General features: G+C 37.5%; 27 protein-coding genes. 25 read left to right on the top strand and 2 right to left on the bottom strand.

The window, feature by feature from the left end; genetic code table 11:
• Window positions 1-65 precede the first annotated feature (65 nt).
• The 7 genes from csaB to NSQ61_RS12640 all read left to right on the top strand — a co-directional run bounded on the left by csaB (window position 66) and on the right by NSQ61_RS12640 (window position 8,580).
• Window positions 66-1,172 (top strand): polysaccharide pyruvyl transferase CsaB, encoded by a 1,107-nt coding sequence (csaB, locus tag NSQ61_RS12670; protein ID WP_340807214.1) that lies wholly within the window; start codon window positions 66-68, stop codon window positions 1,170-1,172.
• Window positions 1,173-1,198: 26 nt separating this feature from the next.
• Complete coding sequence (gene murJ, locus NSQ61_RS12665) at window positions 1,199-2,707, top strand: murein biosynthesis integral membrane protein MurJ (RefSeq protein WP_130158272.1); 1,509 nt, start codon at window positions 1,199-1,201, stop codon at window positions 2,705-2,707.
• Window positions 2,708-2,863: 156 nt separating this feature from the next.
• A complete protein-coding gene (locus tag NSQ61_RS12660; RefSeq protein WP_186439257.1) occupies window positions 2,864-4,273 on the top strand; it encodes an O-antigen ligase family protein in 1,410 nt (469 codons plus the stop codon).
• A 10-nt stretch (window positions 4,274-4,283) separates the two neighbouring features.
• Entirely contained in the window at window positions 4,284-5,447 is a 1,164-nt protein-coding gene (locus NSQ61_RS12655) for a glycosyltransferase family 4 protein (RefSeq protein ID WP_340807210.1), read from the top strand.
• A gap of 75 nt (window positions 5,448-5,522) precedes the next feature.
• On the top strand, window positions 5,523-6,275 hold the full coding sequence (locus tag NSQ61_RS12650; protein WP_066246877.1) for a WecB/TagA/CpsF family glycosyltransferase: 753 nt from the start codon (window positions 5,523-5,525) through the stop codon (window positions 6,273-6,275).
• Window positions 6,272-7,381: a glycosyltransferase family 4 protein gene (locus NSQ61_RS12645; protein WP_340807207.1), complete on the top strand. Its 1,110-nt coding sequence runs from the start codon at window positions 6,272-6,274 to the stop codon at window positions 7,379-7,381. Before NSQ61_RS12650 ends, NSQ61_RS12645 begins: the two co-directional genes overlap by 4 nt.
• Before the next feature lie 140 nt (window positions 7,382-7,521).
• Complete coding sequence (locus NSQ61_RS12640) at window positions 7,522-8,580, top strand: glycosyltransferase family 4 protein (RefSeq protein WP_066246873.1); 1,059 nt, start codon at window positions 7,522-7,524, stop codon at window positions 8,578-8,580.
• Between the two features lie 115 nt (window positions 8,581-8,695).
• On the opposite strand, the gene NSQ61_RS12635 is transcribed toward NSQ61_RS12640, so the two are convergent.
• Window positions 8,696-9,673 carry an LCP family protein gene (locus tag NSQ61_RS12635; protein ID WP_066246871.1) on the bottom strand — a complete coding sequence of 326 codons (978 nt, stop codon included), beginning with the start codon at window positions 9,671-9,673 and terminating at the stop codon, window positions 8,696-8,698.
• Window positions 9,674-9,696: 23 nt separating this feature from the next.
• The gene (locus NSQ61_RS12630) at window positions 9,697-10,335 is read right to left on the bottom strand and encodes a YigZ family protein (RefSeq protein WP_340807205.1); all 639 of its coding nucleotides are present in this window, start codon (window positions 10,333-10,335) and stop codon (window positions 9,697-9,699) included.
• Window positions 10,336-10,506: 171 nt separating this feature from the next.
• Between NSQ61_RS12630 and NSQ61_RS12625 the strand changes: the two genes are divergently transcribed.
• The 18 genes from NSQ61_RS12625 (at window position 10,507) to NSQ61_RS12540 (ending at window position 26,628) form a co-directional block, all read left to right on the top strand.
• Window positions 10,507-11,664 (top strand): sensor histidine kinase, encoded by a 1,158-nt coding sequence (locus NSQ61_RS12625; protein WP_340807203.1) that lies wholly within the window; start codon window positions 10,507-10,509, stop codon window positions 11,662-11,664.
• Window positions 11,665-11,732: 68 nt separating this feature from the next.
• A complete protein-coding gene (locus NSQ61_RS12620; RefSeq protein WP_063386301.1) occupies window positions 11,733-12,410 on the top strand; it encodes a response regulator in 678 nt (225 codons plus the stop codon).
• Between the two features lie 702 nt (window positions 12,411-13,112).
• Window positions 13,113-13,952, top strand: a complete 840-nt coding sequence (locus NSQ61_RS12615) for a DegV family protein (protein ID WP_340808112.1) — start codon at window positions 13,113-13,115, stop codon at window positions 13,950-13,952.
• A 301-nt stretch (window positions 13,953-14,253) separates the two neighbouring features.
• Window positions 14,254-15,630, top strand: coding sequence for a DEAD/DEAH box helicase (locus NSQ61_RS12610; protein WP_340807201.1), 1,377 nt, complete (start codon window positions 14,254-14,256; stop codon window positions 15,628-15,630).
• Window positions 15,631-15,768: 138 nt separating this feature from the next.
• Window positions 15,769-16,044, top strand: a complete 276-nt coding sequence (locus tag NSQ61_RS12605; protein WP_063386299.1) for a late competence development ComFB family protein — start codon at window positions 15,769-15,771, stop codon at window positions 16,042-16,044.
• Window positions 16,041-16,742: a ComF family protein gene (locus tag NSQ61_RS12600; RefSeq protein ID WP_340807199.1), complete on the top strand. Its 702-nt coding sequence runs from the start codon at window positions 16,041-16,043 to the stop codon at window positions 16,740-16,742. The genes NSQ61_RS12605 and NSQ61_RS12600 overlap by 4 nt, the downstream gene beginning before the upstream one ends.
• A 68-nt stretch (window positions 16,743-16,810) precedes the next feature.
• Window positions 16,811-17,233 (top strand): TIGR03826 family flagellar region protein, encoded by a 423-nt coding sequence (locus tag NSQ61_RS12595; RefSeq protein WP_327847931.1) that lies wholly within the window; start codon window positions 16,811-16,813, stop codon window positions 17,231-17,233.
• Between the two features lie 90 nt (window positions 17,234-17,323).
• Window positions 17,324-17,593 carry a flagellar biosynthesis anti-sigma factor FlgM gene (gene flgM, locus NSQ61_RS12590; RefSeq protein ID WP_063386297.1) on the top strand — a complete coding sequence of 90 codons (270 nt, stop codon included), beginning with the start codon at window positions 17,324-17,326 and terminating at the stop codon, window positions 17,591-17,593.
• 241 nt (window positions 17,594-17,834) lie between these two features.
• Window positions 17,835-18,314, top strand: coding sequence for a flagellar protein FlgN (locus NSQ61_RS12585; protein ID WP_066246862.1), 480 nt, complete (start codon window positions 17,835-17,837; stop codon window positions 18,312-18,314).
• 14 nt (window positions 18,315-18,328) lie between these two features.
• Window positions 18,329-19,834 carry a flagellar hook-associated protein FlgK gene (flgK, locus tag NSQ61_RS12580; protein ID WP_340807197.1) on the top strand — a complete coding sequence of 502 codons (1,506 nt, stop codon included), beginning with the start codon at window positions 18,329-18,331 and terminating at the stop codon, window positions 19,832-19,834.
• A gap of 170 nt (window positions 19,835-20,004) precedes the next feature.
• Entirely contained in the window at window positions 20,005-20,877 is an 873-nt protein-coding gene (gene flgL / locus NSQ61_RS12575) for a flagellar hook-associated protein FlgL (RefSeq protein ID WP_340807195.1), read from the top strand.
• Between the two features lie 298 nt (window positions 20,878-21,175).
• Window positions 21,176-21,766, top strand: a complete 591-nt coding sequence (locus NSQ61_RS12570; protein ID WP_339194228.1) for a DUF6470 family protein — start codon at window positions 21,176-21,178, stop codon at window positions 21,764-21,766.
• A 13-nt stretch (window positions 21,767-21,779) separates the two neighbouring features.
• Entirely contained in the window at window positions 21,780-22,214 is a 435-nt protein-coding gene (gene fliW / locus NSQ61_RS12565; protein WP_144597254.1) for a flagellar assembly protein FliW, read from the top strand.
• A 4-nt stretch (window positions 22,215-22,218) separates the two neighbouring features.
• Window positions 22,219-22,449 (top strand): carbon storage regulator CsrA, encoded by a 231-nt coding sequence (gene csrA, locus NSQ61_RS12560; protein WP_144597256.1) that lies wholly within the window; start codon window positions 22,219-22,221, stop codon window positions 22,447-22,449.
• Window positions 22,450-22,658: 209 nt separating this feature from the next.
• Window positions 22,659-23,387 carry a flagellin N-terminal helical domain-containing protein gene (locus NSQ61_RS12555; protein WP_339194233.1) on the top strand — a complete coding sequence of 243 codons (729 nt, stop codon included), beginning with the start codon at window positions 22,659-22,661 and terminating at the stop codon, window positions 23,385-23,387.
• A 329-nt stretch (window positions 23,388-23,716) separates the two neighbouring features.
• Window positions 23,717-23,851 carry a flagellin gene (locus tag NSQ61_RS12550; RefSeq protein ID WP_395994365.1) on the top strand — a complete coding sequence of 45 codons (135 nt, stop codon included), beginning with the start codon at window positions 23,717-23,719 and terminating at the stop codon, window positions 23,849-23,851.
• Between the two features lie 349 nt (window positions 23,852-24,200).
• Window positions 24,201-24,779 (top strand): hypothetical protein, encoded by a 579-nt coding sequence (locus NSQ61_RS12545; protein ID WP_327847944.1) that lies wholly within the window; start codon window positions 24,201-24,203, stop codon window positions 24,777-24,779.
• On the top strand, window positions 24,769-26,628 hold the full coding sequence (locus NSQ61_RS12540) for a motility associated factor glycosyltransferase family protein (protein ID WP_327847945.1): 1,860 nt from the start codon (window positions 24,769-24,771) through the stop codon (window positions 26,626-26,628). The genes NSQ61_RS12545 and NSQ61_RS12540 overlap by 11 nt, the downstream gene beginning before the upstream one ends.
• Window positions 26,629-26,661: the final 33 nt, after the last annotated feature.

Here is a 26,661-nt window from a genome sequence, read left to right as displayed (position 1 = left end):
TTCTTCATTGTAAAATAATAATATCATATCGGCATCTCTATTCATTCTTGGGGGAGGTTTATGAAGTGAAAGTCGTGATATCAGGGTTTTTCGGTGCGGGGAATACGGGAGATGAAGCTATATTGGAATCAATGATCGATAATTTAAGGGAGGAAATTGATCCGATTAATATAACTGTTTTTTCACTGTGCCCTGAAGAGACCTCACGGAAGCATCAAGTAAAAAGTATATATAGAGGCTGGCGTCGTGATTTTCTAAAAAAGATTCAGGCACTTCGCGAGGCTGATCTATTGTTAAGTGGAGGCGGAGGGCTTTTGCAGGATACATATTCGACAAAATTTTTATTTGGACCATTGCCATATTATTTATTAATTGTGTTTTTAGCGAAGCTGTGTGGAACGAAGGTAATGTTTTTTTCCCAAGGTATCGGGCCGATTGAAACCCGATGGGCAAAAATTTTAATGAAAATATTTGCAAATATGGCAGACTTTATAACAGTAAGGGATGAGTTTTCAAAGGATTTGCTTATAAAATTGGGGATAAATAAGCCGAAAACAGTCGTAACGGCGGATATTGTGTTTGCTTTTAAAATAAAGCAGGATGATGCCTGTTATAAAAGTTTACCGTTAACAGGTAAAGAAAAAATTATTGCTGTCTCAGTTCGTCCATGGTTTCGTCATCATCAGGCATTTCAAGTTTTAGCGGACGCGCTTGATGAATTAATTGAAAAGGATCAATTCACGCCCGTCTTTGTTCCAATGGAGGGAGAACATGACAGGATACAGTCTGAAAAAGTGATGGGTTTAATGAAGAACCGTGATAAGTGCTATATTTTGAACACTGACTTTAAACCGCATCAATATTTATATTTTTTTAGGCATGCCAAAATTGCGATTGGTATGCGGCTTCATTTCCTTATCTTTGCCGCCAAAATGGGGACACCGCATATTGGAATAAGTTATGATCCGAAGGTAAAAAACTTTCTGGAAAGAACCGGATTGTGGTGTTATTCTTTTTCAATGGAAAATCTTGAAAAGCAGCGCTTACTGGAAAACTTCCGGGCAATATTGATGGAGAAACAAAACGTTAAAATGAAATTAACAAAAAGTATTCAAGATTTGCAGCAGGAAGCAAAAAGGAATATTTATCTCATGAAAGAAAACTTTTTGTAAATGTTTATGGTAAAGAAGGTGTCATGATGTCAACACTCAAAAAAGCGGCGATTTGGTCAACGATCTTGGCTATTGTTTTGAAGCTCTCCGGTTTTTTAAGAGAAAGTATCATGGCCAAGGAGTTTGGAGCAAATGAATATACGGATGGCTATTTAATAGCTTTTTCTTTCATAACATTAGTCGTAGCAATGATTTCTAGCGGATTTAATCATGCCTTTTTACCAATATATATAAAAGAGAAGAACAAAAATAGCCAATTAGCAGATCAAAATGCAAATGCTGTATTAAATTATACAGTTTTCCTTTTTTTATGCTTATCGATTGTTGTATTTCCTTTCTATCCAATCATTTTGAAAACTTTATTTCCAGCTATGAATGCAGTAACAGAACATGTAGCTGTAAAAATAACCGCGATTTTCCTGCCTTTTATAAGTTTAATTGTATTAAGCGGAATTTTGGATACGTATTTGCAAAGCAAAAGAAGTTTTATTCCTGCTCATGTATCAAAATTGCTGCCAACGTTGTTTGCTGCAATATTTGCATTGACATTATCGGAAGTATTAGAAATTTACAGCTTAATTTACGGGTTTATTATCGGTACCCTTTTGGGTGTGTTCATTCAATTTTTTTATTTAAAAAAAAATGGCTATCATTGGGCATTTACTTTTAATATAGAGAGGCAATTTCGAAAAAGCATCATTGTATTATTTCTCCCTTCAGTCGCCAATTCGGTAGTCGGTCAAATTAATATGTTCGTTGACAAAATGTTTGCTACAAGTACAATTAGCGGAGCTGTCACATATTTAAACAATGCTTCATTAATTGTAAGCATTCCCTTCACTATTTTCAGCACAACGATTGCGGCCATTATATTTACGATTTTGTCTGAAAAGGTAGAGGACGATCGAAGCTTTGAGAGAACCGTATTTCTTGGCGTTGAATCATCCGTGCTATTATTATTGCCTGTAACAATCGGTGTAATGTTGTTGGGGGATTTAGCCATTTCATTTGTATATGAAAGAGGAGAATTTACCAGTGCGGATACGAAAAAAACGTTTGCCGCCTTAATTTATTATGCACCATTAATTTTGTTACAGGGTACACAATCGGTAGTTTCTAAAGCGATCTATGTAAAAGAAAAGACAGTATTTCTGTTTATAGTTAGTGTAAGTACAATAGTGCTCAATGTTATTTTAAATTATTTTTTTGCAATAAAACTTGGATATATTGGTTTAGCTTTATCGAGCTCCATTGTTTCATTATACTATCTTGTTTTGACAGTCATTTACGTTTATCGCCAATTTCACGTTAGCGAGCAAAAAAAACTTTTGCAGCTTTTAGTAAGGATTGTAGTTCCATGTGTAATGATGGCTGCCGTTATTATTTTGATAAGAAGAGCGGCATTTTTACAAAATGTTTATTCATTATTTCAGCTGCTGGTCATTTCTATAGTTGCAGCTATTGTCTATGCAATTGGCATATATTTTTTCTACCGAGACGGATATAACCGTTTTAAAAAGCTGCTAATGAAATAATAATGGTGAAATCTTTACGATATTTTAATACTCTGTTTGCAAAAATCAATAATTTCTTAAAAATGGTTTGTTATGATTACTGGTATTAAAACATAATAAATTAGAAAAGATGATGATTGGGTGATAATGATGGAACGGTTAAGGAACTCGTCGTTCATGATTTCGCTAATATTATTGGTAGCAGCTTTATTTACCTCTAATCAATATATTGGCTATTTCATTTCCTTGCTCATTATTGCATTAATTTCGGTAAATTGGAAATCTGCCATTTTTGTTTTGATCATCTATTTCCCTATTCGCCCATTTTTAATTGAAATGAACCCGGGATTGAAATATTTAGGGGACGGAATCATTTGTGTGTTATTTTTCCTTATTGTCATACAAAAAGTTATCATACATAAAGAACGGTTTGGACGCACTTTTTTATTTTCAGTCTTTTTTCTTCTCTTTTGTTTAATTGGTGTTGTTTCAGCATTCATAACAGGAGTGGAGATAACTTCCATTATTTTTCAAATCAGGGCATTCGTACTTACTTTTTTATGTATGTTCATTATTAGTGAATTGAAAATTACTGAAAAAGACATTGCCCAATTTTTTCTTGTGACTGTCTGTTTAGCAACTGTTTTATCTGTTCATGGCTTAATTGAAAAGCTATCATTACGCACATTGCTTCTTCCAGAAGCGTGGGTTCAAATGGATTTGGCAGAAACAAACCGAATTCGCATTTATGGACTTGCTGGAAATCCGAATATTTTAGCGACTTATTTAATGATATCATTTTTTTCGATTTTTTATTTAATCAAAAAGTTTGATCGTTTTAAACCACTTTTATATGTGATCGCAACGCTAATTTTTGGCGTTGTATTATTGACCTATTCAAGAGGTACGATTCTTTCATTCGCAATTGCTTATCTTGTTTTTATTGCTGCAACACGTCAGTGGAAATTAGTGAAATCACAAACCATTGTGATTGCGGCTGCATTATTTATCATATTTTTGCCGACTGCTTATACTGCTGAATATATAGAAAATCATTTTAATGACAAGCAGCTGGCAGAGCAATCTCAGAAAAAGATACATAAAGAGAATCGTTATTTTGACATGTTTTCAGATGATACCATTTCAAAAAGCACAGAAGGTGGCAGAATTTTTATTATTAAAAAGGGAATAGAAATTTTTAAAGAACATCCGCTGATTGGAACCGGCTTTGGAACTTACGGCGATTCAGCCTCATGGGCGTTTGGTTCTCCGATTTTAAAGGCTTATGGAATTCAAAATCCAATCTACTCCGATAATCAATATATACAAATTTTAGTTCAATCAGGTGTAGTTGGCGCTTTGTTTTTCTTTCTTTTTTTTGTAATGGTAATCATAACGATTATTCGCAGTAATCGCGAAAAAATGGAAAAATGGATAGTATTAGCATTTCTAATTGTTGGTGCAACAGCCGCAGTATTTTACAATATTTTGGAAGATAAAACATTTACACTTTATTTTTATATTGTCTTGGGCTTCTTATTAAACAAACACAGGAAATTTTCGCTTCCATTCAATCAAAAAATGTAGGGGATGAGTTATGAATATCTTAATGACAACAATTTTTGACATTCCACATGAGGGTGGTTTATCAACACATGTTCTAACTTTAAAAAATGGATTAGAAGAGCTTGGGCATAACGTCGATATATTGTCATTTTCTAGTATGAATCCCATTTTGAAAAAAATTTATGCACAAGCGCCAGGATATTTACTTAATAAGATTCAAAAAGGAAAAGGACAGGTGATCAATGATGGCCAACGGAAAAAAATGTTGAAATCGATATTGAAAAAAACAAAAAAGCGTTATGACGTCATCCATTGCCATGATGTGTACGCTGCCCTTGCAGCTGTTGAAACAAACATGCCAACGGTTGCGACTGTACATGGATATTTTTCATATGAAGCGATCAGCAGGGGAGCAATTTTGAAGGATAGTAAAGAAGATCAATATATTCAGCTGATTGAAAAGGAAGCATATGAAAAAGCGGACCATTTAATAGCAGTTGACACAAGAATTCAACAATATATTTTTGATAAAACGAATAAAAAAGCGACCGTTATAAAAAATTTTATCAATACAAATGAATTTAAGCCGCAATTATATCATAAACAAGAAGTTCGAAAACGTTTGGGCCTTCCAGAAAACAGGAAGATCTTATTTGTACCACGAAGATTGACGGAGAAAAACGGGGTCATTTATCCAACACTCGCACTCCCTAATGTATTAGAAATATTTCCAGAAACGTTATTAGTTTATGCTGGCACAGGAGAGCAAATGGAAAATATTTCAGCAAAAGTGCAACAATTACAATTAGAACATCATGTTCAGCTACTAGGCTCTGTTCCTCATGACCAAATGATGCAGCTTTATTCCGCGGCTGATGTTGTGCTAATACCCAGCGTTCACTCCTATGGAGTAGAAGAGGCGACATCGATTTCGGCCTTGGAAGCGATGGGATCTGGTTCTCCCGTCATAGCTTCAGCTGTCGGTGGATTGAAGGAAATAATTAATGATCAGAACGATGGTCTATTAGTAGAAGAAAAAAATCCAGAGGAGCTTTCGGCAGCAATTATAAAATTGCTCAAAGATCCGCAATTAAGCCAAAATCTTGCTAAACATGCAAGGGAAAAAATTGAACGAGAATATTCGCATATTGAAGCAGCCAAGAAAGTTTCTGAAATATATAATCAAGTACAATGAAAGAGATTTGTTAAAAAAGAATAAAATGATTCCTATACTTTCCTAAGAAGGGGTTATGAGAATTTGGGGATGACTATGAAAGAAAAAGTAAACATTTTAGGAATACCTTTTATAAAAACTAAAAGAGAAGAATTAACAAAATTGCTTATTGATAAAATGGATTATCAAGAAAAATGCTTTGTTGTGACGGCCAATCCGGAAATTGTTATGCATGCCCAAAAAGATGCTGAATATCAAAAAACTGTTCTTTCAGCAGATTATATCATACCGGATGGAATTGGAATAATTATTGCTTCACGGATAATGCGGGATCATTTGCCGGAGAGGGTGGCTGGCTTTGATTTGATGATGGATTTGTTAAGTGAAATTAACAAACGGAAGAAAAAAATTTTTTTACTTGGGGCAGAAGTTGCAGTTGTAAAAAAGGCGGCTCAAAAAATTTCTGAAAGGTTTCCGCAAATTCAAATAGTCGGTTATCATCATGGATATTTTCAATTGGACGATCTAGAAATAGCACAAAAAGTTCTTCATTCGGATGCAGATTTAATTTTGGTTGCATTAGGTTTTCCAAGACAAGAAATGTGGATTTCTAAATATTATCAAATGTTTACTAAAGGCGTTTTTATTGGTGTTGGCGGCAGTTTCGATGTTTTGGCTGAAAAAGTAAAAAGAGCACCTGTTTTATGGCAAAAATTAAATATTGAATGGCTTTATCGGCTCATTCAACAACCTTCCCGTTGGAAGCGAATGATAGTATTGCCGCAGTTTCTTATCAAAATTATATGGTTAAAATTCAAAAAAAATGTGAGGATGAGGTTAAATTTATGAAAGTCCTGCATTTAAATGCTGGAAATGAAACAGGCGGAGGCATGGTTCATATTTTGTCATTATTGAAAGAATTCAATAGGGATGAATTCATTCTAGGCGTTTTTGAAGAAGGAAAGCTTCTTGAGAAAGCAAATGAATTGGGGATAAAGACAGTTTTATTTCCACAAAAAACGAAATGTGATATTACTATCGTAAAAAATATCGTACAATTTATCCGTGAGCATCACATCGATATGTATCATACCCACGGTCCGAGAGCAAATGTAATAGGGGCACTAGTACGCTTATTCACTCCCTGTAAATGGATTGTGACTGTTCATAGTGACCCAAGACAAGATTTTATTGCCAAGGGATTTATCGGAAAAATGCTTTCAAATTTAAATATATTCTCCATTCGCAGAGCTGATCATATTTTCGCGATTTCCGAACGTTTTAAAAAAATATTAATTGATTTACAAATCGAAGAAAGAAAAATAACAACGATCTTCAATGGAATAGATTTTTCGAAAACGCTGGAACCACCCTATAAGCGGGAGGAGTTTAATTTAAGCAAAGATGCTTTTGTGATTGTGATGGTTGCCCGGCTGGAAAAAATAAAGGGGCACCTTATAGCATTTAAAGCATTTAAACAGGTGCTTCAAAGCTGTCCGTCAAGCCATCTGCTATTGATAGGAAGCGGTTCGTTAGAAAATGAGTTGAAACGAAAAGTTGTGAAAGAGGGGTTGCAAAACCGGGTCCATTTTCTTGGTTATAGAGAAGATGTAGAGAGAATTTTGCCAATTGCAGATGTACTATTGCTTTCATCGTTTAGCGAAAGTTTTCCGCTTGTCATTTTAGAAGCGGCTAGAGCCAAAATACCTGTCATAACAACGAATGTCGGCGGCGTTCACCATTTAATTTCCGATAAAAGCTTAGGCTGGATTGTCCCGATCGGCGATCATGAAAAATTAAAAAGATCTATAATGGAAGCTTCTGCATTAAAAAAACGGGGAAAATTGAAAGAATTTGGTGAAAGGCTTTATTTAAAAGCTTCTAAAAATTATTCGATTCAAAAATTTTCCGAAAGCATTTACAGTACCTATAAAAAAATATTAGATATTATGTGAAAAGGTGCAAAGGGTTGCGCTGATCGTCTGCTACTTGTGGTATAATCTAAAATGGTGTTGTGGAATTTTTTTGCTAGGGTTCCTAAAGCGTATGGAGATTTGAGATGTGGTTACATTAAGGGTTGAGGAGGAAAATTTTAATGATATATATATCCTTGATCATTTGTTTTGTCGTTTCTGTTCTCATAACACCAATTATAAAAAAATTTGCTTTTAAAATCGGAGCTGTTGATAAACCTAATAATCGAAAAGTACATAGCAAGTTAATGCCAAGAATTGGCGGATTAGGAATATTTGTGTCGTTTTTGGTCGGATTTTTACTTTTAAGGCCGGAAAACCAATACAGCATCCCGATTTTAATTGGAAGCTTCATTATTGTGATTACCGGCATAATTGATGATATTTATGAAATATCTCCAAAATTTAAATTATTAGGACAAGTATTAGCTGCATCCATTGTCATTTATCATGGTTTAGATGTTGAATTTATTAATTTGCCTTTTGGAGGCCAGATCGAATTTGGAATTTTTACGATACCGATTACTTTATTATGGATTGTCGGGATTACAAATGCGATCAACCTTATTGATGGCTTAGATGGATTGGCAGCAGGAGTGTCATCCATTGCGATCATTACCATTTTTGTGATGGCAATTATTATGGGGGATTTTTTCGTTGCCGGCATGTGTTTAATTTTGTTAGGGAGTACGTTAGGATTTCTTGTCTATAATTTTTATCCCGCCAAAATTTTCATGGGGGATACTGGAGCATTATTTTTAGGATATATGATTGCTGTACTTTCATTGTTGGGATTCAAAAATGTCACCTTTATATCATTTATTGTACCAATTATTATTCTAGGAGTGCCAATCTCTGACACGTTTTTTGCTATTATTCGCCGTATCGTGAGGAAAAAACCATTGTCTTCTCCTGATAAATCACATCTGCATCATTGTTTGTTAAATTTAGGTTTTGGACATAGGGAAACTGTTTTAATCATTTATACAATGAGTGCAATTTTTGGAGGAGTAGCCATCATTTTTTCGCAAGCGACAATGTGGGTTTCATTAATTGTCATTTCGATTTTATTGATTGCCATTGAATTGGTGGTTGAGATAACAGGATTAATTGGTTCAAATTACAAACCGATATTAAAGCTGTTTAGAGAAATAAAAGTTGAAAATATGAAAAACCGATAAATAAGCAGAAGAGATTGTAATGAATTTTTGTTCCATTACGAATCTCTTTTTTTGTTTGCACATGATCATTTACAGGAATAAAAAAATCAGGCTTCCCGCCTGATTCATACAGAAATCATTGATCTAGGTTTGATGACAGCATGGCGTTGTACTCCAAATGCTCTCTCAACTCCGTTGAAACTTTTTCCAAAGAATCCTCTTCCAGTTGGTAATAGTAAGTTCCATTTATCGGATTATCGTGCCCGTCAATTGTTAAAGATTCAATGCTGCTGATGGAACCAGAATATTTTTGCAGCGCTAAGACATTACCAATGCTGAAATTTGTCGTTAAGTTTTTCCCTAAAGAGTCGATAATATCATCGTATTTCGTGATAGCAGATAAGGATGAACTCTTTTTAATTATTGCCTTTATAACCTCTTGTTGCCGCTTGCCTCTTCCGATATCGCCTAATGGATCTTTTTTGCGCATTCGGACATATGCTAAAGCTTCCTCGCCATTTAACGTTTGTACACCTTTCTTAATATGAATGGCGTTCTTTCTCCCTTTGCTATCTTGCTCAGTAAATTCTCTGTCGCTGTTCACTTCAACGCCGCCAAGGGCATCAACAATATTAATAAAGGCGTTAAAATTTAATTCTACATAATAATCGACGGGAATATTCAACAAGTTTTCAACTGTCTGAACCGTTAAATCTTTTCCACCAAAGGCATGGGCGTGTGTAATTTTATCCAGATTATGTCCTGGGATTTCCACCCTTGAATCTCTAGGGATGCTGACCATTTTAATCGATTTTTCATCTTTATTAAATGATGCCAGGATTAAGGCGTCAGATCGGCTTTTCTTTTCACCTGGCCGCGCATCGACTCCAATGAACAACACCGAAAAATTATCTTTTTTCGGATCAACTGGTTGTTCCCTTAATTCAGATTTCCTTCCTCTCTCCAGATCTTCTTGTGCTAGAAAAGAAGCATTAGCTAATTTGATCGATAGATAAACGGCGTAACCGCCAGCAATTAAAAACAGGATTAAAAATAAACAGCCAAAGACCCTTAATTTTTTTTTCTTTTTCTTTTTTCTCGTTCTTCTATTCATGTCTAACTCCTTATTTTTTAAATTTAGTTTTTAACCTTCTCCTCCAAATATACTAATTCGCCTTCTTTGATCACACATTTCCCATTGGTGAGATCGGTCATCCAGTCTTTGAAGCTTTGAACCTGGCCTTCCTCTACATATGTTTCAACTTCCACATGATCGGTATAATAGATGTCTTTCAGCTTATAGATAGACGAGCGCAATTCGTTTTCGATTTTGCCGAGAAAGCTGTAATCAAACGCAGTGCGAATAATTTTCATTAGCTTGCGTTCGATGATGCCAACGTGGTCAATGGCTTCTGAAACAGCTTTTCCGTATGCACGGATCAGCCCGCCGGTGCCGAGTTTAATCCCGCCGAAGTAACGGGTGACAACAACGACAGTGTCTTTTAGTTGTTTCTTTTTCAACACTTCAAGCATCGGCACTCCTGCTGTTCCGCTTGGCTCTCCGTCGTCGTTCGCTTTTTGAATTTGGTCATGCTCTCCAATTAAATATGCGGAGCAGTTATGTGTGGCATCCCAATGTTTTTTTTTGATTGTATCAATAAACTCTTGAGCTTCTTTCTCAGTTTTGGCACGATTAATATAGCAGATAAATCGTGATTTTTGAATCACGATTTCATGCTCTCCAAAGCCAGCTACGGTATAATAGGAGGAAAGCATTGTGTATCACCTCCGCAGAAGAAACAAAACGGCATAACTTTTTTTGACAAAAATCGACTTTTTTTATAAAAAAACACTCACATTAGAATATTATAAAACGACAAAATTTTTACTTCAATTATGAACTGATAAAGTTTTTGTAACAACTTTTTTAAAATGGAGGAAAAGGCTGTGAACTCCAAAAAAATAGATTCTGCTGTAATAGACGATATTTTAAATAAAATGATCGAAACCGTCCAATCAAGCAAAGATCAAATTTTTGAAATCGGTGAAAAATCCCGCACAGAGTATGAGAAAATAGTAGAAGAATTGGAAGAAGTGAAAGAGCAAGTAAGTGAGGTGATAGAGCAAACCGATAAGCTGACGATTCAATCGAAAATCGCACGGCAGCGCCTCGTGGAAGTCAGCCGCAACTTCAACAAGTTTTCAGAACAAGATATTTTGAATGCCTATGAAAAAGCGCAAAATATTCAAATTGAACTGGCCATGCTCCAAGAAAAAGAAAAACAATTAAGAAAACGGCGGGATGAATTGGACCGCCGGCTTTTATCATTAAAAGAAATGATTGAACGAGCAGAGGTCATAGTAGGTCAAATTACTGTTGTGCTGCAATATTTAAACCAAGATTTGCGGCAGGTTGGCGATTTGCTGGAAGATGCAAAGAAAAAACAAGCCTTTGGCTTAAGAATTATAGAAGCGCAGGAAGAAGAACGGAAACGGGTGTCACGTGAAATACATGACGGACCAGCTCAAATGCTTGCAAATGTTTTGATGCGCTCTGATCTGATTGAACGAGTTTTTCGGGAAAAAGGGACTGCAGAAGGGTTTCAGGAAGTTCAAAATTTGAAAATAATGGTGAGAAATGCGTTATCTGAGGTTCGGCGCATTATATACGACTTAAGACCTATGGCTTTGGATGATTTAGGTCTCATTCCAACACTTAGAAAGTACCTTTATACTATTCAAGAATATGAAAAAGACATAAAAATCAATTTTCAAAACATCAGTGATGTGGAAGAAAAACGGCTTCCGGCGAAATTTGAAGTGGCCTTGTTCCGGTTAGTTCAAGAATCTGTAACGAACGCTTTGAAGCATGCGGAAGCAAAGCAAATTGACGTTAAATTTGAAGTCCGTCCAAACCAAGTAAATGTTGCAATAAAAGACGACGGCAAAGGCTTTGATGTAAAGAAAGTGTTTAAAGAAAAAAAGGAGTCATTCGGTTTAATGGGAATGAAAGAACGAGTGGAGCTGTTGAATGGGAAAATGGCAGTCCATTCTGCACCCGGAAAAGGAACGTTCATTATTATTCAATTGCCTACTAATCTATGAAATAGAGAAATGGTCTGATTGACTTCATGCATACATCACTGAAAAAATAATAATGGGGAGGATTGTAAATGAATAATCAAGTTAAAATTGTCATAATAGATGACCATGCGCTGTTTCGGGAAGGTATAAAACGTATTCTTGATTTTGAGCCTAATTTTGAAGTGGTTGCGGAAGCTTATGACGGCAGTGAAGCTTTAACAGTTGTTGAAAGCTATATGCCGGATGTTGTCATTATGGATATTAATATGCCTGGTGTAAATGGCGTTGAAGCTACTAAGCAGCTGGTTAATTCATATCCGGATACGAAGGTTATTATATTATCGATCCACGATGATGAAAATTATGTGATACATGCTTTGAAGACCGGAGCGAGAGGATATTTATTGAAGGAAATGGATGCTGACACTTTAGTAGAAGCAGTTAAAATCGTGGCAGAGGGAGGAAGCTATTTACATCCAAAAGTAACTCACAATCTAGTCAATGAGTTCCGCCGTCTGTCATCAGCCAATAATGGACAAATTCCAGCTACAGTCCGGCGCCCTCTTCATATTTTAACACGACGTGAGTGTGAAGTTTTGCAAATGCTTGCTGATGGAAAAAGCAATAGAAGAATCGGTGAAACGCTGTTCATTAGCGAAAAAACGGTGAAAAACCATGTCAGCAACATTTTGCAAAAATTAAATTGCAACGATCGAACACAAGCTGTAGTTCTTGCCATTAAAAACGGCTGGGTGGAAGTTAAGTAAAGTTACATATTTTCCATGGCGATTAATTTTGAACGATTTGAATCGTCAAACCGTGAAAGTGAGATTGATTTCTAAATACCAATTTTGCTCGGTGTATCTATATTGTTTTTTCCGACTTGGCTGATTGTCCAGCGATGATAAATGAATTCAATTGCATTTCTTCATTACGGCTGGAAACATAATATCATTTGGCAACTTGTCAATCTATTCGGATCCTGACCAGAGAAATGTTTTGATCAGAAGCTACGAGAATGAATCATAGGAAGCATTACATTCAACGTTCCGGTTTTGCAGAATCAACTTAGGTGAAAATGTATCAACAGGAAGCATAACGGCCTCTTCAAATAACTACAGGCGCTGGGAAGAGGCCGGTTTGCTCAGAAACAAGAAAAAATGCAGCAAAATTGGTAACCGCAATTGGAATCCACATAAAAGCTCCGTTTAAGCTGCTCAAAAATCCTTTAAACTTTAAAAAGGTGTAGACCTCATAAGAATAACCTCAACGAAAATCGTAATGAGCCGATCGACAAAACGAAATCCGCATAAATGGCAGTATAAAGACTTTGAAACAGCTAAAAAATATTTTTCATCCTCTTGCAGTTTCATGGAAATCCGGCAAAGTTAATGATAAAAGCTTGCATTTTTTATAAAATAGTCTTATAAAGGAGAGAATGAAATTATTAAAAGGAAAGGAAAAACATGATGCAAATTGCGATTGTAACAGATAGTACTGCTTACATTCCTGAAGAAGTTCGAAAGAGGCATGGCATACATATGATTCCTCTTAGCGTTATTTTTGGAGACGAGTCTTATCGTGAAGAGATAGATATGACAGCAGAGAGTTTTTGGGAAGAAATAAAGCGCCAGAAAGAGCTGCCTACAACTTCTCAGCCGCCAGTTGGTGAATTTGTCGAGTTGTTTGAAAGCTTATCGAAAGAATATGATGCAGTCATCAGCATTCATCTTTCAAGCGGTATCAGCGGCACTTACAATGGTGCTGTCACAGCAGGTCAAATGGTAGACAGCATTAAGGTATATCCTTACGATTCGGAAATAAGCTGTATGGCTCAGGGATTCTATGCAATTGAAGCAGCGAAAATGGCAAAGGAAGGGAAAAAACCGGAAGAGATCATCGCTCGCCTTGATGAAATTAAAAAATCAATGGATGCTTATTTTATGGTGGACGATCTTTCTCATCTTCAGCGCGGCGGACGATTAACCGGAGCTCAAGCTTTAATAGGGAACCTGCTGCAACTGAAGCCTCTTCTTCATTTTGTTGATAAAGTGATCGTGCCGTATGAAAAAATTCGTACGCGCAAAAAAGCAATCCAACGTATCTATCAATTATTTGACGAAGCTGCAAACAAACATCCGGTGCGGGCGGCTGTCATTCATGCCAACAGACCGGAGGATGCCAAAAAAATGAAAGAGGAGCTCGAAAGTAAATATCCAAATTCTGAATTTATTATCAGCTATTTTGGCGCTGTCATTGGAACTCATCTAGGAGAGGGAGCTATGGGTCTCTGCTGGTATAAAAAGTAATTGCAAGAAAACGTTAAACCCATTGTGAAAAATGGCTGTATCCATCCTCTTAAAAGAACTTCCCCTTCAAAACGAGAAAAGGTGCGATTCACCAAAAAATGGAACGGTGTCTGACCATCTGAAGGTGCAAAAAGCACCTTTTATTTTTTACAGAAATGAAGGATATAAATGATTCATCTAGCATCTTTCATTCGGACGAAAAACAATAAGAGCAATTGATTCAATATATTGATTTTTCAGAAAATATAAGGTAAAAAATAATAGTAAGAAACAATATGGTATGTACAAACGGAGGTTTTATATGCATGATCATGATCTCCAAAAACATCTTCTCGGAAGACATCTCCTTTCAAATGAGCTCCCGATTTCAATGGATGCCGTTCAAAATGCCCCCTTCGTTGAAATAGAACAAGGTGTTGTGAAAAAATCCGGTTTTTTTTATTGCAATCGATGTGGAAATGATCAGCCCTTTTTATTTGCAGGCTTTGACTGTGCAAAGTGCGGAAAGTTTTGTCATTATTGCCGGAACTGCATCATGATGGAGCGAGTAAGTGAATGCTCAAAGCTTGTTAGTTTTCCAAGACGAGAGAAGGAGGAAAAACATTCGATCCAATCGGATCAAACAAACTTTTTGCAATGGGATGGCGAACTGTCTCCGGCGCAAAAAAGAGCATCTGACCGGATCGCGGAGTCCGTTTTGCAGCGTACAGACTGTCTCATTTGGGCAGTTTGCGGAGCAGGAAAAACAGAGGTGCTGTTTGCCGGCATAAACACAGCTTTGCAGAAAGGGCTATTTGTTTGCATTGCTGCACCGCGTACGGATGTTGTTTTGGAGCTTGGACCGCGTTTGAAAAACGTTTTTCCGAGCATCGATGTGGCAGTGCTTTACGGAGGAAGCGAAGATCGTTTGAAGCTGAGCCCAATTACCATTTCAACGACTCATCAGCTTCTTCGGTATAAAGAAGCCTTTGACGTGGTGATACTTGACGAAGTGGATGCTTTTCCATATTCTGTAGATCCTGCTTTGCAATTTGCGGTTGAAAAAGCACGCAAACGAAACAGCTCCCTTATTTATTTAACTGCGACTCCCTCCTCATCAATTAAGCGGCATTTTAAGCCTTCCGAAATTGTGAAAATCCCTGCTCGATACCATGGTTATCCCCTACCTGTTCCTGAATTCAAATGGTGCGGCAATTGGAAAAAAAGATTGGAGAAAGGAAAGCTGCCGAAAAATATCATCACATGGGCAGCCGAACAAATGCAAAAGGAAAGACAAGCTTTTCTATTTGTACCGGAAATCAAAGTGCTTCATGATGTCGTTCCGTTACTAAAAAAATTGAATTCAGCGGTTGAAGGAGTACATGCCGAAGATCCCCAAAGGAAAGAAAAGGTTCGGGCATTTCGAAATGGCCGGATTCCGATCATTGTCACAACTACCATTTTGGAAAGGGGTGTAACAGTTCCTGGAATTGATGCAGCTGTTTTAGGAGCAGAAGAAACCATTTTTACAGAAAGTGCCCTTGTTCAAATATCCGGCCGTGTTGGACGGAGCATGAACAATCCAACAGGCTCCATTATCTTTTTCCATTATGGCAAAACAAATGAAATGATTGCAGCGAAACACCATATTCTTGCTATGAATCGGGAAGCGGCAAAGGAAGATTTGTTAAAGCGTTAGTATTTAGAAAATGAAGGAAACGATACAGAATGTGTAAAGTTGGAAAGATCTTTTCAATTTTGGATGAAAAAAGAAATTTCTTTTTCCAGTATGATCCAATATAATACAGATTAGAGATCATATATTTGGGGTGAGGACATGATAGTAAACGCTCTGGAAAAAATTATGGAAGAATTGCTAGATGAATATATTGACCAATTTCATATGGAATGCACGTGCCCAACTTGCCGCAATGATGTTTTAGCTCTAGTGTTAAATAGAGTTCAGCCCCGTTATGTAACGAGTGAAGATAAAATTACATATGTAAGAGCGGAATTTTTTGATCGGCAGCAAATGACATCTCTTCTTGTCAGCCTGGCAGAATGCGCAAGAATTGTTTCAGAAAACCCACGATGTGATAATAGGAAGGCATGATGCGAAATATGGGAAGATGTCTTTATTGTTTTAAAAGTATAGATGTCCGCTTGACTTGGAGACGGCTTTTTTTCCTCGAAAAAGATCCTGTTTTATGCGAAGAATGCTCCAGCAAGCTAAACGTTATATCAGGCCCCATTTGTCCAATGTGCGGGAGGCAAAGCGAAAAAGCCGAGTATTGCACTGATTGCGCGGCTTGGGAAAAACATCCTGACTATCATGGAGTGATAAAGAAAAACCGTTCTGTTTTTCAATATAATGAATTTATGAAAGAAGTGCTTGCTAGGTTTAAATTCCGCGGGGATGCGATATTGGCGCAGATGTTTTCCGAACCTTTTGTGAAAGCATTTCACCATCACTTCGACAAATCGATGATTCTCGTTCCCATCCCATTAGGTGAAGAAAGGCTTTTGGAACGCGGGTTTAATCAAGCAAAATTATTGGCCCAACTTCTTCAGCTTCCGATTATTGAGCCTTTGCGCAAAACAGATAAAGCAAAACAATCAAAAAAATCACGGATCGACCGAATGAAGACGAAAAATATGTTTACTGTAACAGATCCAAAACAAGTACATGGTCAACATATTGTTATCATCGATGACATTTACACAACAGGCGCAACGGTACGCCAAGCTGCAAAGCAGCTGATGAACGCTGGTGCGAAAAGTGTCGAATCATTTACGCTTGTCCGCAGCTAAATGACAAATCCGTTTTTCCGATATAAAATAATAATAATAATAGGAAGATTTTTGAAAGGTGGATTTTTATGGGGGAATTAGCAAACTGCCCAAAATGTGGTTCCTTGTTTGTCAAAACGCGGCTTCGTTCAATATGTGATGCTTGCTACCAAGAGGAAGAAAAGGCATTTGAAACGGTATATAACTTTTTGAGAAAAAAGGAAAACCGTAGATCGACCATTACTGAAGTTGTGCAAAAAACAGGAGTGGAAGAGGACTTAATACTGAAGTTTATTCATCAAGGACGCATTCAACTGGCGAACTTCCCGAACCTTGGTTATCCTTGTTCACGGTGCGGCACACTTATTCGCGAGGGAAAACTTTGTGTTTCTTGCAAAAAGGAAATACAGTCTCAAATTGAGCAAATGGAAAGAGAAGAGCAGTTTCAGGAGGAGAAAGAGAAGATGCAAACATACTACGCTATCCAACCGAAAAATAATGAAAAACGTTAACAAATCCCTCTATCGATCCGATAATGAATATAGAGATAGATTTCCAGCTGAAACAATCGTTCCATTAGAGCAGGAAAGGAGGCGGTGTCCATGAAGATTCACAGCTATCGGTCATCAAACGTTAATCCTTATCAAAAGCAAATGGATGCCAGCAAGCAGATGAAAGTGGAAGTCCAAAAAGATAGAGTGGAAATATCCAAGCAGGCAAAACAGCTTCAGCAGACGAGCGGTTTTGATCTTCAGCGTCAAGAAAAAGTGCAGGCGATAAAAAAAGAAATTGAAAGCGGGACTTACAAAATCGCCCCAGACCTGATCGCGAAAAGTATGATCCAATTTTATAAGAAAAAAAATGAAGAATAAATTGCGTCAATCCGTTTCGGTTTTTGATTTGGTTGCGTACGAAGCAGCCTGTTTCGATTTTTGATTTGGAACAGAATGAAAATGTGCTGGACAACTATATTGTACATTTCTGCATTTTTAGCATCTTCATCTTTACAACAAAAAATTATTTTTCATTTCCGGCTTTGGATCATCTTGTCAATGTTCGGAACGAAGCACCGGTAAATATGATTTTATTGAATTTTGCGGGGAGGACGTTTTCGTGTCTCTTGCCAATTTAATTAACGTTTTAGAAAAGCAGTTAATCATTCATGAACAATTGTATAACTTGGCAGTAAAAAAAACGGATTTGCTGAAAAAAGATGATGTTAATCAATTAATGCAGCTTTTAAAGGAAGAGCAGAAATATGTAATGCAGCTTGAAAATGCTGAAAAGGAACGGATCAAAGCAGCGGCTTGCTTTTTAGAAAGAGAAGACGATTTAACGATTTCCGCCTGTATTGAAAAAGCGGAAAATGAGGATAAAGAACGGTTGATAAATCTAAAAGAAAAATTGACAAACGTATTGGCTAATTTGAAAAACGCGAATTTTGTCAATCAACAACTGGCATTGCAAGCATTGCAGGTTGTGAATTTAACGCTTGATCTTTTCATGCCGGAGGAAGCATCGCCGAATTACACGAATCCGAATCAAGAATCGAAGCAATCGAAACGGCGTTCATGGTTTGATTCAAAAATTTAACGGGGGAATTCGCAATGGTATCAACATTTTTTGGACTGGAAGCGGCTAGAAGCGGATTGTATGCCGCACAAAGCGCTTTATATACAATTGGACATAATGTGGCAAATGCCGAGACACCTGGATATTCGCGGCAGAGGGTAAACCTTGTGCAAAAGCAAGCGTATCCGACACCAGGCCGTTTTCGAGCTGATATCCCTGGGCAGTTTGGAACAGGGGTGGATACACAAACAGTGCAGCGGATCCGCGACCGCTATCTTGATGTACAATATCGCGGCGAAAATTCTAAGCTTGGCTACTGGAGCTCTAGATTCAACGCATTATCGAGAATGGAAGATGTGATGAACGAGCTGAACGAGACAGGCTTGAACGAAACGATGGATAGCTTTTGGCAATCGCTGCAAGATTTGGCGGTCAATCCTTCCAACCTCGGTGCCCGCTCTGTTGTCCTTGAGCGCGGAAGAGCTGTTACAGAAACGTTCAATTATTTGGCGGAATCATTAAAGCATAATCAGAAAGATTTACGCAATGAACTCGATGTCGCAACAACGAAAATCAACTCTTTGCTTGAGCAAATCAATCAAATTAACAAACAAATCGGCGAAGTAGAACCGAATGGTTATTTGCCAAACGATTTGTATGATGAGCGCGATCGATTATTGGATGAGCTTTCTTCGTATATTGATATTAAAGTGACGCCGGTTGAAAGTGGAGGCAACGCTTTGAAAGTAGCCGAAGGAAAAGTAACTGTCGAGCTCGCTGGCTTCGAACCGCCAATCACCCTTGTCGACGGAAATAGATACAGAGTAAGACAATTTAGCCTCAATGAATCCAAGACGAACGGTCTTATCGAATCTATTTCTGTTGGTGGAAGAATGATAGGGGCAGACGATTTTGTTGAAAATTTAAACATCAATGGAAGTTTAAAAGGTTTAATCGAGGCGCACGGCTATACGAACATAGGCAGCACGATTGAACGCGGCATCTATCCTAGCATGATGTCGGATTTAGATCAAATGGCATATGATTTTGCGAACGCATTTAACACTGTCCACAGAAACGGATGGAGCCTTGAGGACATAAACAACGGCGTTCAAACACAGCGTGATTTCTTTGATCTCGGAGGTTTAAGCTCTCCTAAAGGCGCTGCGGCTGCCATTAAAGTATCGGATGATATGAATCGCGAACGAATTGCAGCTTCTGCTACAGGAGAAATCGGCGACGGCCAAAATGCGCTGCAGCTTGCTGAAGTAAAAAATACTTCATTTCAAAGTTATTTTGAAGCTGTTATCGGCGAAATGGCTGTTATGACACAAGAAGCGGAGCGGATGAAGGAAAATTCAGAAACCTTAGTTTCATCTGTTGAACAACGCCGCAAATCCGTCAGCTCCGTTTCATTAGACGAAGAAATGACAAACATGATCCAATTCCAGCACATGTACAACGCCGCAGCAAGAATGATCACTTTGCAGGATGAAATTTTAGACCGAATTATAAACGGCATGGGACTGGTCGGGAGATAAAGTAAAATTGACTGTTGAATAACCATAGTGGAAAATGAAAGCAAAAATTGTCGGGTTCAGAATGTATGAAATGAAATAAGGCGATGAAGTGCAAATCATATAAGAAATGTACTATTTGCACGTTATGAATTCATACAAAAAATTTATTTAATGAAAGAGAGGTGCAGCATATGCGTGTCACTCAATTGATGCTTGCGCAAAACTCACTCCGCCATTTAAGTAAAAGCTATGAGCTGCTGGGAAAATATCAAGATCAGATGTTGACAAGAAAAAAAATCACCCGCCCGTCCCAAGATCCCGTTGTAGCAATGAAAGGATTGTACTATCGGACAAACTTAAAGGAAGTTGAACAATATAAACGAAATTTATCAGAGGCTTACCTTTGGATCGAAAATTCTGAAGCGGGATTAGAACAGGCCAACCAAGGGCTGCAACGAATACGCGAGCTTTTGATTCGGGCAAAAAACGGTACAAATTCAGAAGACGAACGTGATGCGGTTGCCCGCGAATTGAAACAAATTAAAGACGACCTTGTTGCTGTTGCCAACACACAAGTGGCCGGCCGCTATATTTTTAATGGAACGAAAACAGACTCAGCGCCTGTCAGCGGTGACCCGCCTGTCGTTAATAACAACAATGAACCGTTTAAAATCGAGCTTTCAAAAAACATTCAAATCCAAGTGAATATAACGCCTGACAATGTCTTTAACCAAGCATTGTTTGATACAATTCAAGACATTCAAAATGCTTTGGAAAACAACGACACAACGAACTTGGACAGCCTGCTCGGCCAGCTTGATGGCCATATTGATGCTCTTAACGCTGAATGGGCTGAGCTTGGCGCTCGTTACAATCGGATCGAGCAGATGGAAAACCGCATCGGTCAACAGGAAGTAATCTCTACAAAAATTTTGTCGGATAATGAAGATGCCGACATCGAACGGGTCATTATCGACTTGAAAGAGCAAGAAAGCGCGCACAGAGCAGCGCTTGCTGTCAGCGCCCGCATCATTCAGCCGAACTTAGTTGATTTTTTGCGATAATGTGAGAGAAAGGACCTGCATAAAGGTCCTTTTTGTTCATCGTTATGCCTTGCTTTTGTTCCATGTTTTCCGACTGTTAAAAGAGGTACATAGTTTACTGAAGAAATTTCACTTGTCGTTGATTAGAACGGTATAGTCTTGTTAGTCATTCATATTTTTGACAAGAGCCCCCTTGAAGGAACTTCAATTGCATGGGATAGTTGAAGCACTTGCTTATTATTGTCTGTTGAATTTTTGTTTCTTCGAAGAGAATTTCTTTTCTGCTTTAAAACTTTTGTTGTCAGTGGAGGTGAGAGAAATGCTCCTGCCGCAAATTAGAATGGAAAGCCAAATGGCGAAAATTGCGATTAGCACCACTCCTGGAAATCAGTCAATCAAACAGCCGAAAGCGGATATCGATTTACAGCCGGCGAAAGTAGCGATGGAAATCAACCGCACTCCTGGAAAATTGACAATCGATCAAACGAAAGCGTGGGAAGATCGAAATTTAGCTGACACGTTCCGTTTCATTGAAAAAATAGCTGAGGAAGGCTATCAAGCTTGGCTTGAAGGTATTGCCCGCCTCGCCGAGCAAGGAGATGAACTGATGAAAATTGAAAACGGCGGCAGCCCGCTGGCTGATCAAGCGAAAGAAAACAGCGAATCCCCGATGTATGAAGTGAATGTCGGCTGGATTCCATCATTGTTCAGTGTAAAATTTGATTACGAACCAAGCAAGCTTGATATTAATTGGCATTTGAAAAAAGCTGAATTTCGTGCCATTCCCAATAAGCCGATCATTCATTACGACCGTGGCAGAGTCGATATAAAAATCGCCCAATACCAAAAGTTAAAAATCGACTTTGCCAACCTCACCTTTAAAGGACCAAACTTTGAAATGAACATATGAAGGTTGTGAGAACATGAGACTTAAGACAAAATATCATGGTGAAATAGAAGCCGCGAGCGACAGCATTATCCAATTTCCATCGGGCATTCCGGGGTTTTTAGATGAAAAGGAATTTGTGCTTTTGCCATTTGGCGCCGAATCGCCATTTTTTATTTTGCAATCGGTCAACACAAAGGAACTTGCTTTTGTCATGACAATTCCTTTTTTATTTTTCAAAGACTATGCTATCGACTTAGACGATGCGACGATTGAGCAGCTGGAAATTGAGTCGGAACAAGATGTCGCCGTCTATGTGATTTTGACGGTAGAAGAGCCGTTCGAAAACACAACCGCCAATCTGCTAGCTCCGGTCATCATCAATCAAAAAAACAAAAGGGCCAAGCAAGTGATTTTAACAGGCACTACTTATAAAACGAAGCATCCACTTATGGAACAGAAGGAGGTGTGAAGCCGTGCTCATTTTAACAAGAAAGCTGAACGAATCCATCATTATCGGCGACAACATCGAAATTACCATTACCGCCATCGAAGGCGATCAAGTCAAACTCGGCATTAAAGCTCCAAAACAAATCGATGTTCACCGAAAGGAAATATACGACACCATTCAAACAGAAAACAGCGCGGCTTCCCGCACCGACCTTGACCTGTTAAAACATTTTCAAGAAAAGCTCAACAAAAAATAAACCTGAGGTTTGAGCTGGAAAACCGTAACCAAACAAGAATTTTCAACAATTTTATTTTTCTATTAAAAAAGTCCTATTTTTTCTTTAAACACTATTAAACATCAAAAAAACAATCCGATATAAAACATGTAAAGAGCAGTGGCGGCCGACGCTGCTCGCACATAAACCACATGGACGTGGAAAAACAACAATTCAAGGAGGAAAAAATCATGAGAATTAACCACAACATCTCGGCGTTAAACACTTACCGCCAACTTTCATTTAACAACACACAAACTGCAAAAAACCTTGAAAAACTTTCTTCCGGCTACCGCATCAACCGCGCTGGCGACGATGCAGCAGGTCTTGCGATCTCTGAAAAAATGCGCGGCCAAATCCGCGGACTGGAAATGGCATCTAAAAACGCACAAGACGGTATTTCTTTAATTCAAACGGCTGAAGGAGCTTTAGCAGAAACTCATTCCATCCTTCAACGTATGCGTGAATTAGCTGTGCAATCAGCAAACGATACAAATACAGATACAGACCGTACCGAACTTCAAAAAGAAGTAGATCAATTAATTGAAGAAATTGATCGCATTGCTAAAACAACTCAATTCAACACTAAAAATTTGTTGGATGGTTCATTGTCAAATGCAGGTAGTGGACTGATTTTCCATATTGGTGCAAATTCTGGGCAAAATGTAGAACTAACAATTGCTAACATGAAAGCTAGTGGAATAGGGGTTAGCGGTTTAAAAATTGATACTCAATCTGGTGCAGATGCTGCAATCACCATTATTGATACTGCAATTAATACAGTTTCTTCAGAACGTGCAAAACTTGGTGCAATGCAAAACCGCTTAGAGCATACTATCAACAACTTAGGCGCTTCTGCTGAAAACTTAACTGCTGCTGAATCTCGTATTCGCGACGTAGATTATGCCTTAGCTGCCTAAGCAGTGACAGGCACAGTCGTCCTAGCTGGAAACGGCTAGGAGTATCACCGGGTGAATTGCTGGAAACCCCTTAGAGCCTTTGGCGCCACAACGTAGCTGGAAACGGCATGCGTGATGGCTTGAAAAGTCAAAGGATTGGGCAACCGAGCAGCCAAGCTCCTGTCTCGAAAGAGTGGAGAAGGTTCAACGACTAGGACATACCGCCTAAGGCGAATGCTATGGCGATGAAGTCCGTAGGATGTACAGGATTCTTCCATCGTCCTGTATCAATCCGAAGTGCCCGGCCCCTAACAGGTAAAGCTGAGGGTGAAGAGATAGTCTAGTCATTTGTGAAAGCAAATGTTCGCACGATGGCGAAAGAAATGATGGAATTCACGAAGAACAACATCCTTTCTCAAGCAGCGCAAGCGATGCTGGCTCAAGCAAATCAACTTCCGCAAGGAGTTCTTCAATTATTACGTTAATTTTAACCATTTCTTTGAAGGAGACCTTAGTATACTTACTGAGGTCTCTTTTTGAATTTTTTGGGATGTTTACTATCTCTATCATTTTCTATGTTAAAATTTACAACTTGTTAAACCTTTTTCCTAGGGCTCCTAAGATACAGGTTTCTTTTATTGAAAATAATCAATCCACCAATAAAAGGAGCTCGAGTTTTATTTTCTAGGACAAATTTTTAATAGCTTACTTTGATTGCACATTACCTAACACTACGGGAACATATGTTGATAATTGTGTTACATATTCTATATTTAAAATTGTTGGATTTTGTCGATATAATATATAAGAAACCATCAGTTGAGGAGTAGCGCGATGAATATTATTTTTCAAGATAAAGTGTTAAAAATTAACGGAGATAATCTTGATGAGCTCGAAAAGTTTATGAAACACGTAAATGATAGATTAAATGAAAACGGGCTTGTTTTTAGCCATTTTCTTGTTAACGGTACGCCATTTTATTCTGATATACAAGATTTAATAAATGAATACAGCAATCAGGAAGTTCCTGTTGAAATAGTTGGAATCACTGAACGTGAATGGATGTTAGAATTGAAACATGAAGGCTATCAATATATTGAAAGGGCAGAACAGGTTTTAATACAGCTGTCGGAAAAATTGTATGCTGGGGAAAACACGGGGGACATATGGCAGCAATTTGTCCATCTTTCCGAAGGACTTCATTATTTGTACCAAATTTTTTCCCAATCCAAATTGGGCGAAAAACATGAAAACATTGTCGCCGGAATAAGTTCCGTATCTGAGCAGCTCCTTAAAGCAATGGAGAATCAAGATGTTATTCTTTTAGCAGATTTTATTCAATATGAACTTTTGCCGTTATTTGCACAAATGAAAGAGATATTAAAAGCAGAGGACGATTCAAATGCTAATTGATAATCGAATCATTTTGCGGGAAAAAGCGAAAAATGTTTTAGAACGGTTAGATGAATTAAACGAATCAGAGAATGTAAAATTAATTGAGGCAAAAAACGGACAAAAAACGCTGCAAATCGAAACAAACAACCAAAAGCAATTTATTCACAGTGCTTATAATCCTGAAAAAGAAACAGATGTTTTCGTTGAAAAAATAAAAACAAAATTAGAAGAGAGGGAGCCGATCATTTTTATAGGTTTTGGACTAGGATATCATATCGAAGCCATTGCAGAAGCGTTTTCACCTTCTTGGTTTTCTATCATTGAGTTTAATCCTTTCATATTAAAAAAAGCACTCAGTGTCATAAATTTAAAAAAGAAAAAAGTCTATTCAAACATCAAACATTTACATTTAGTTGAAAAAGAAGAACACATTTTACCAGCGATTTTACAAGATGTCAACGATGTAAACAACCCCCCGCAAATCATTGTGTTACCGAGCTATGAAAGAATTTTTAAAGAAGAGGTCAATCGATATTTCACTGCATTTCAACAATATTTAAAAGAGAAAAAAAGTCGTTTTATCACGACGATCAGCTTTCAAAAACGCTGGACATATAATAGTTTGAAAAATTTCCCGTATTTATTAAAAACGCCAAACATATTAACCGATTTCGATAAATCTTTGTTTGAAAACAAACCTGCTATTTTAGTAGCGGCTGGACCGTCTTTAAATGAAGAATTTGACAACTTAAAAAAAATTAAAAAAGATCGTTCTGCTTATATTTTCTCTGTCGGCTCTGCGATCAATGCATTAATTGAACATGATATATATCCGGATGCAGCATTTACATACGACCCTACTGAAAAGAATCAGTTCGTTTTCCAAAAAATAAAAGAAAAAGGAATCATGGATATTCCGATCATTTTCGGTTCCAGCGTCGGATTTGAAACATTGGAAGACTACCCGGGGAAAATGGCGCACTTTATTACAAGCCAAGATAATATTTCAGCACATACCATTAAACATAACGAATATGATCATATCGATATTGCAGTCGATTCTCCGTCAATCGCGATTATGACTTTACAATTATTAAATCATTTGGATTTTCATCCCATTATTTTAGTAGGCCAAAATTTTTCCTATCAGCAAAATAAACGTTATGCTTCAGGAATTGAGTATGATTTTGTGAAAAATGAATTAAACGAAAAAGAAATAGAGAATGCATTTGAAATAGAATCTGTGGATGGAGGCAAAGTCCTCACAAATGACGGATTTGTCCGGATGAAAACAAGTATGGAACTTATTTTATCGGGGATGAAAGATAAGACAGTTTATAATACGACCAAAAATGGAGCAAAAATCAAGCATACGATTTATAAAGAATTAGCAGCAATTATGCAAGAGCTGCCCCAAAATGTTGTAGTTAATCATTGGCTGTCAGATCAAAAACCTAATTACAATCTCAAATATATAAAGGAACAATGGCAGCAATTGATCACAGATGCGGAACAAATAGAAGGAAAAATAAAGGAAATTAATAGCTTCATAAATAAAATAGAAGAAACGGTCAATTCAAGAAAGCTGAATAAGCTGCACCGTTTATTTACGGCAGTGGATGAAAAAACAAATGAAGTGTTAAAAACATTATTTTACAAAGCATTTCTCCGACCAATGACACAATTTGAATATGAATTGGCATCAAAAGAAATAACGGCTGTCCGAAACAGCCCTGATCTCATCAACAAGGCAAAAGTGATTGTAAAGGAATATAGACGCCTAATCGCTGAGTGGGCTGTATCGTATCGGTTGGTGAAAAAGGATTTGAATGATGTATTTAAAGAGATATTAGAAATTGTCGATTGATATTTTTAAGCTGTTAAAAATAATTGGTATGAA

Origin of the sequence: Aeribacillus sp. FSL K6-1121 (assembly GCF_038003725.1) — a bacterium.
Taxonomy (GTDB): Bacteria; Bacillota; Bacilli; order Bacillales; family Aeribacillaceae; genus Aeribacillus; species Aeribacillus composti.
This window is presented reverse-complemented; position numbering and strand designations above follow the sequence as displayed.

Bases quoted from the DNA above. Each gene is read 5' to 3' on its own strand.
- murJ (WP_130158272.1), top strand. From the start codon at position 1,199: ATGTCAACACTCAAAAAAGCGGCGATTTGGTCAACGATCTTGGCTATT.
- NSQ61_RS12660 (WP_186439257.1), top strand. From the start codon at position 2,864: ATGATTTCGCTAATATTATTGGTAGCAGCTTTATTTACCTCTAATCAA.
- NSQ61_RS12655 (WP_340807210.1), top strand. From the start codon at position 4,284: ATGAATATCTTAATGACAACAATTTTTGACATTCCACATGAGGGTGGT.
- NSQ61_RS12650 (WP_066246877.1), top strand. From the start codon at position 5,523: ATGAAAGAAAAAGTAAACATTTTAGGAATACCTTTTATAAAAACTAAA.
- NSQ61_RS12645 (WP_340807207.1), top strand. From the start codon at position 6,272: ATGAAAGTCCTGCATTTAAATGCTGGAAATGAAACAGGCGGAGGCATG.
- NSQ61_RS12640 (WP_066246873.1), top strand. From the start codon at position 7,522: ATGATATATATATCCTTGATCATTTGTTTTGTCGTTTCTGTTCTCATA.
- NSQ61_RS12635 (WP_066246871.1), bottom strand. From the start codon at position 9,673: ATGAATAGAAGAACGAGAAAAAAGAAAAAGAAAAAAAAATTAAGGGTC.
- NSQ61_RS12630 (WP_340807205.1), bottom strand. From the start codon at position 10,335: ATGCTTTCCTCCTATTATACCGTAGCTGGCTTTGGAGAGCATGAAATC.
- NSQ61_RS12620 (WP_063386301.1), top strand. From the start codon at position 11,733: ATGAATAATCAAGTTAAAATTGTCATAATAGATGACCATGCGCTGTTT.
- NSQ61_RS12615 (WP_340808112.1), top strand. From the start codon at position 13,113: ATGCAAATTGCGATTGTAACAGATAGTACTGCTTACATTCCTGAAGAA.
- NSQ61_RS12610 (WP_340807201.1), top strand. From the start codon at position 14,254: ATGCATGATCATGATCTCCAAAAACATCTTCTCGGAAGACATCTCCTT.
- NSQ61_RS12605 (WP_063386299.1), top strand. From the start codon at position 15,769: ATGATAGTAAACGCTCTGGAAAAAATTATGGAAGAATTGCTAGATGAA.
- NSQ61_RS12600 (WP_340807199.1), top strand. From the start codon at position 16,041: ATGATGCGAAATATGGGAAGATGTCTTTATTGTTTTAAAAGTATAGAT.
- NSQ61_RS12595 (WP_327847931.1), top strand. From the start codon at position 16,811: ATGGGGGAATTAGCAAACTGCCCAAAATGTGGTTCCTTGTTTGTCAAA.
- flgM (WP_063386297.1), top strand. From the start codon at position 17,324: ATGAAGATTCACAGCTATCGGTCATCAAACGTTAATCCTTATCAAAAG.
- flgK (WP_340807197.1), top strand. From the start codon at position 18,329: ATGGTATCAACATTTTTTGGACTGGAAGCGGCTAGAAGCGGATTGTAT.
- flgL (WP_340807195.1), top strand. From the start codon at position 20,005: ATGCGTGTCACTCAATTGATGCTTGCGCAAAACTCACTCCGCCATTTA.
- NSQ61_RS12570 (WP_339194228.1), top strand. From the start codon at position 21,176: ATGCTCCTGCCGCAAATTAGAATGGAAAGCCAAATGGCGAAAATTGCG.
- fliW (WP_144597254.1), top strand. From the start codon at position 21,780: ATGAGACTTAAGACAAAATATCATGGTGAAATAGAAGCCGCGAGCGAC.
- NSQ61_RS12555 (WP_339194233.1), top strand. From the start codon at position 22,659: ATGAGAATTAACCACAACATCTCGGCGTTAAACACTTACCGCCAACTT.
- NSQ61_RS12545 (WP_327847944.1), top strand. From the start codon at position 24,201: ATGAATATTATTTTTCAAGATAAAGTGTTAAAAATTAACGGAGATAAT.
- NSQ61_RS12540 (WP_327847945.1), top strand. From the start codon at position 24,769: ATGCTAATTGATAATCGAATCATTTTGCGGGAAAAAGCGAAAAATGTT.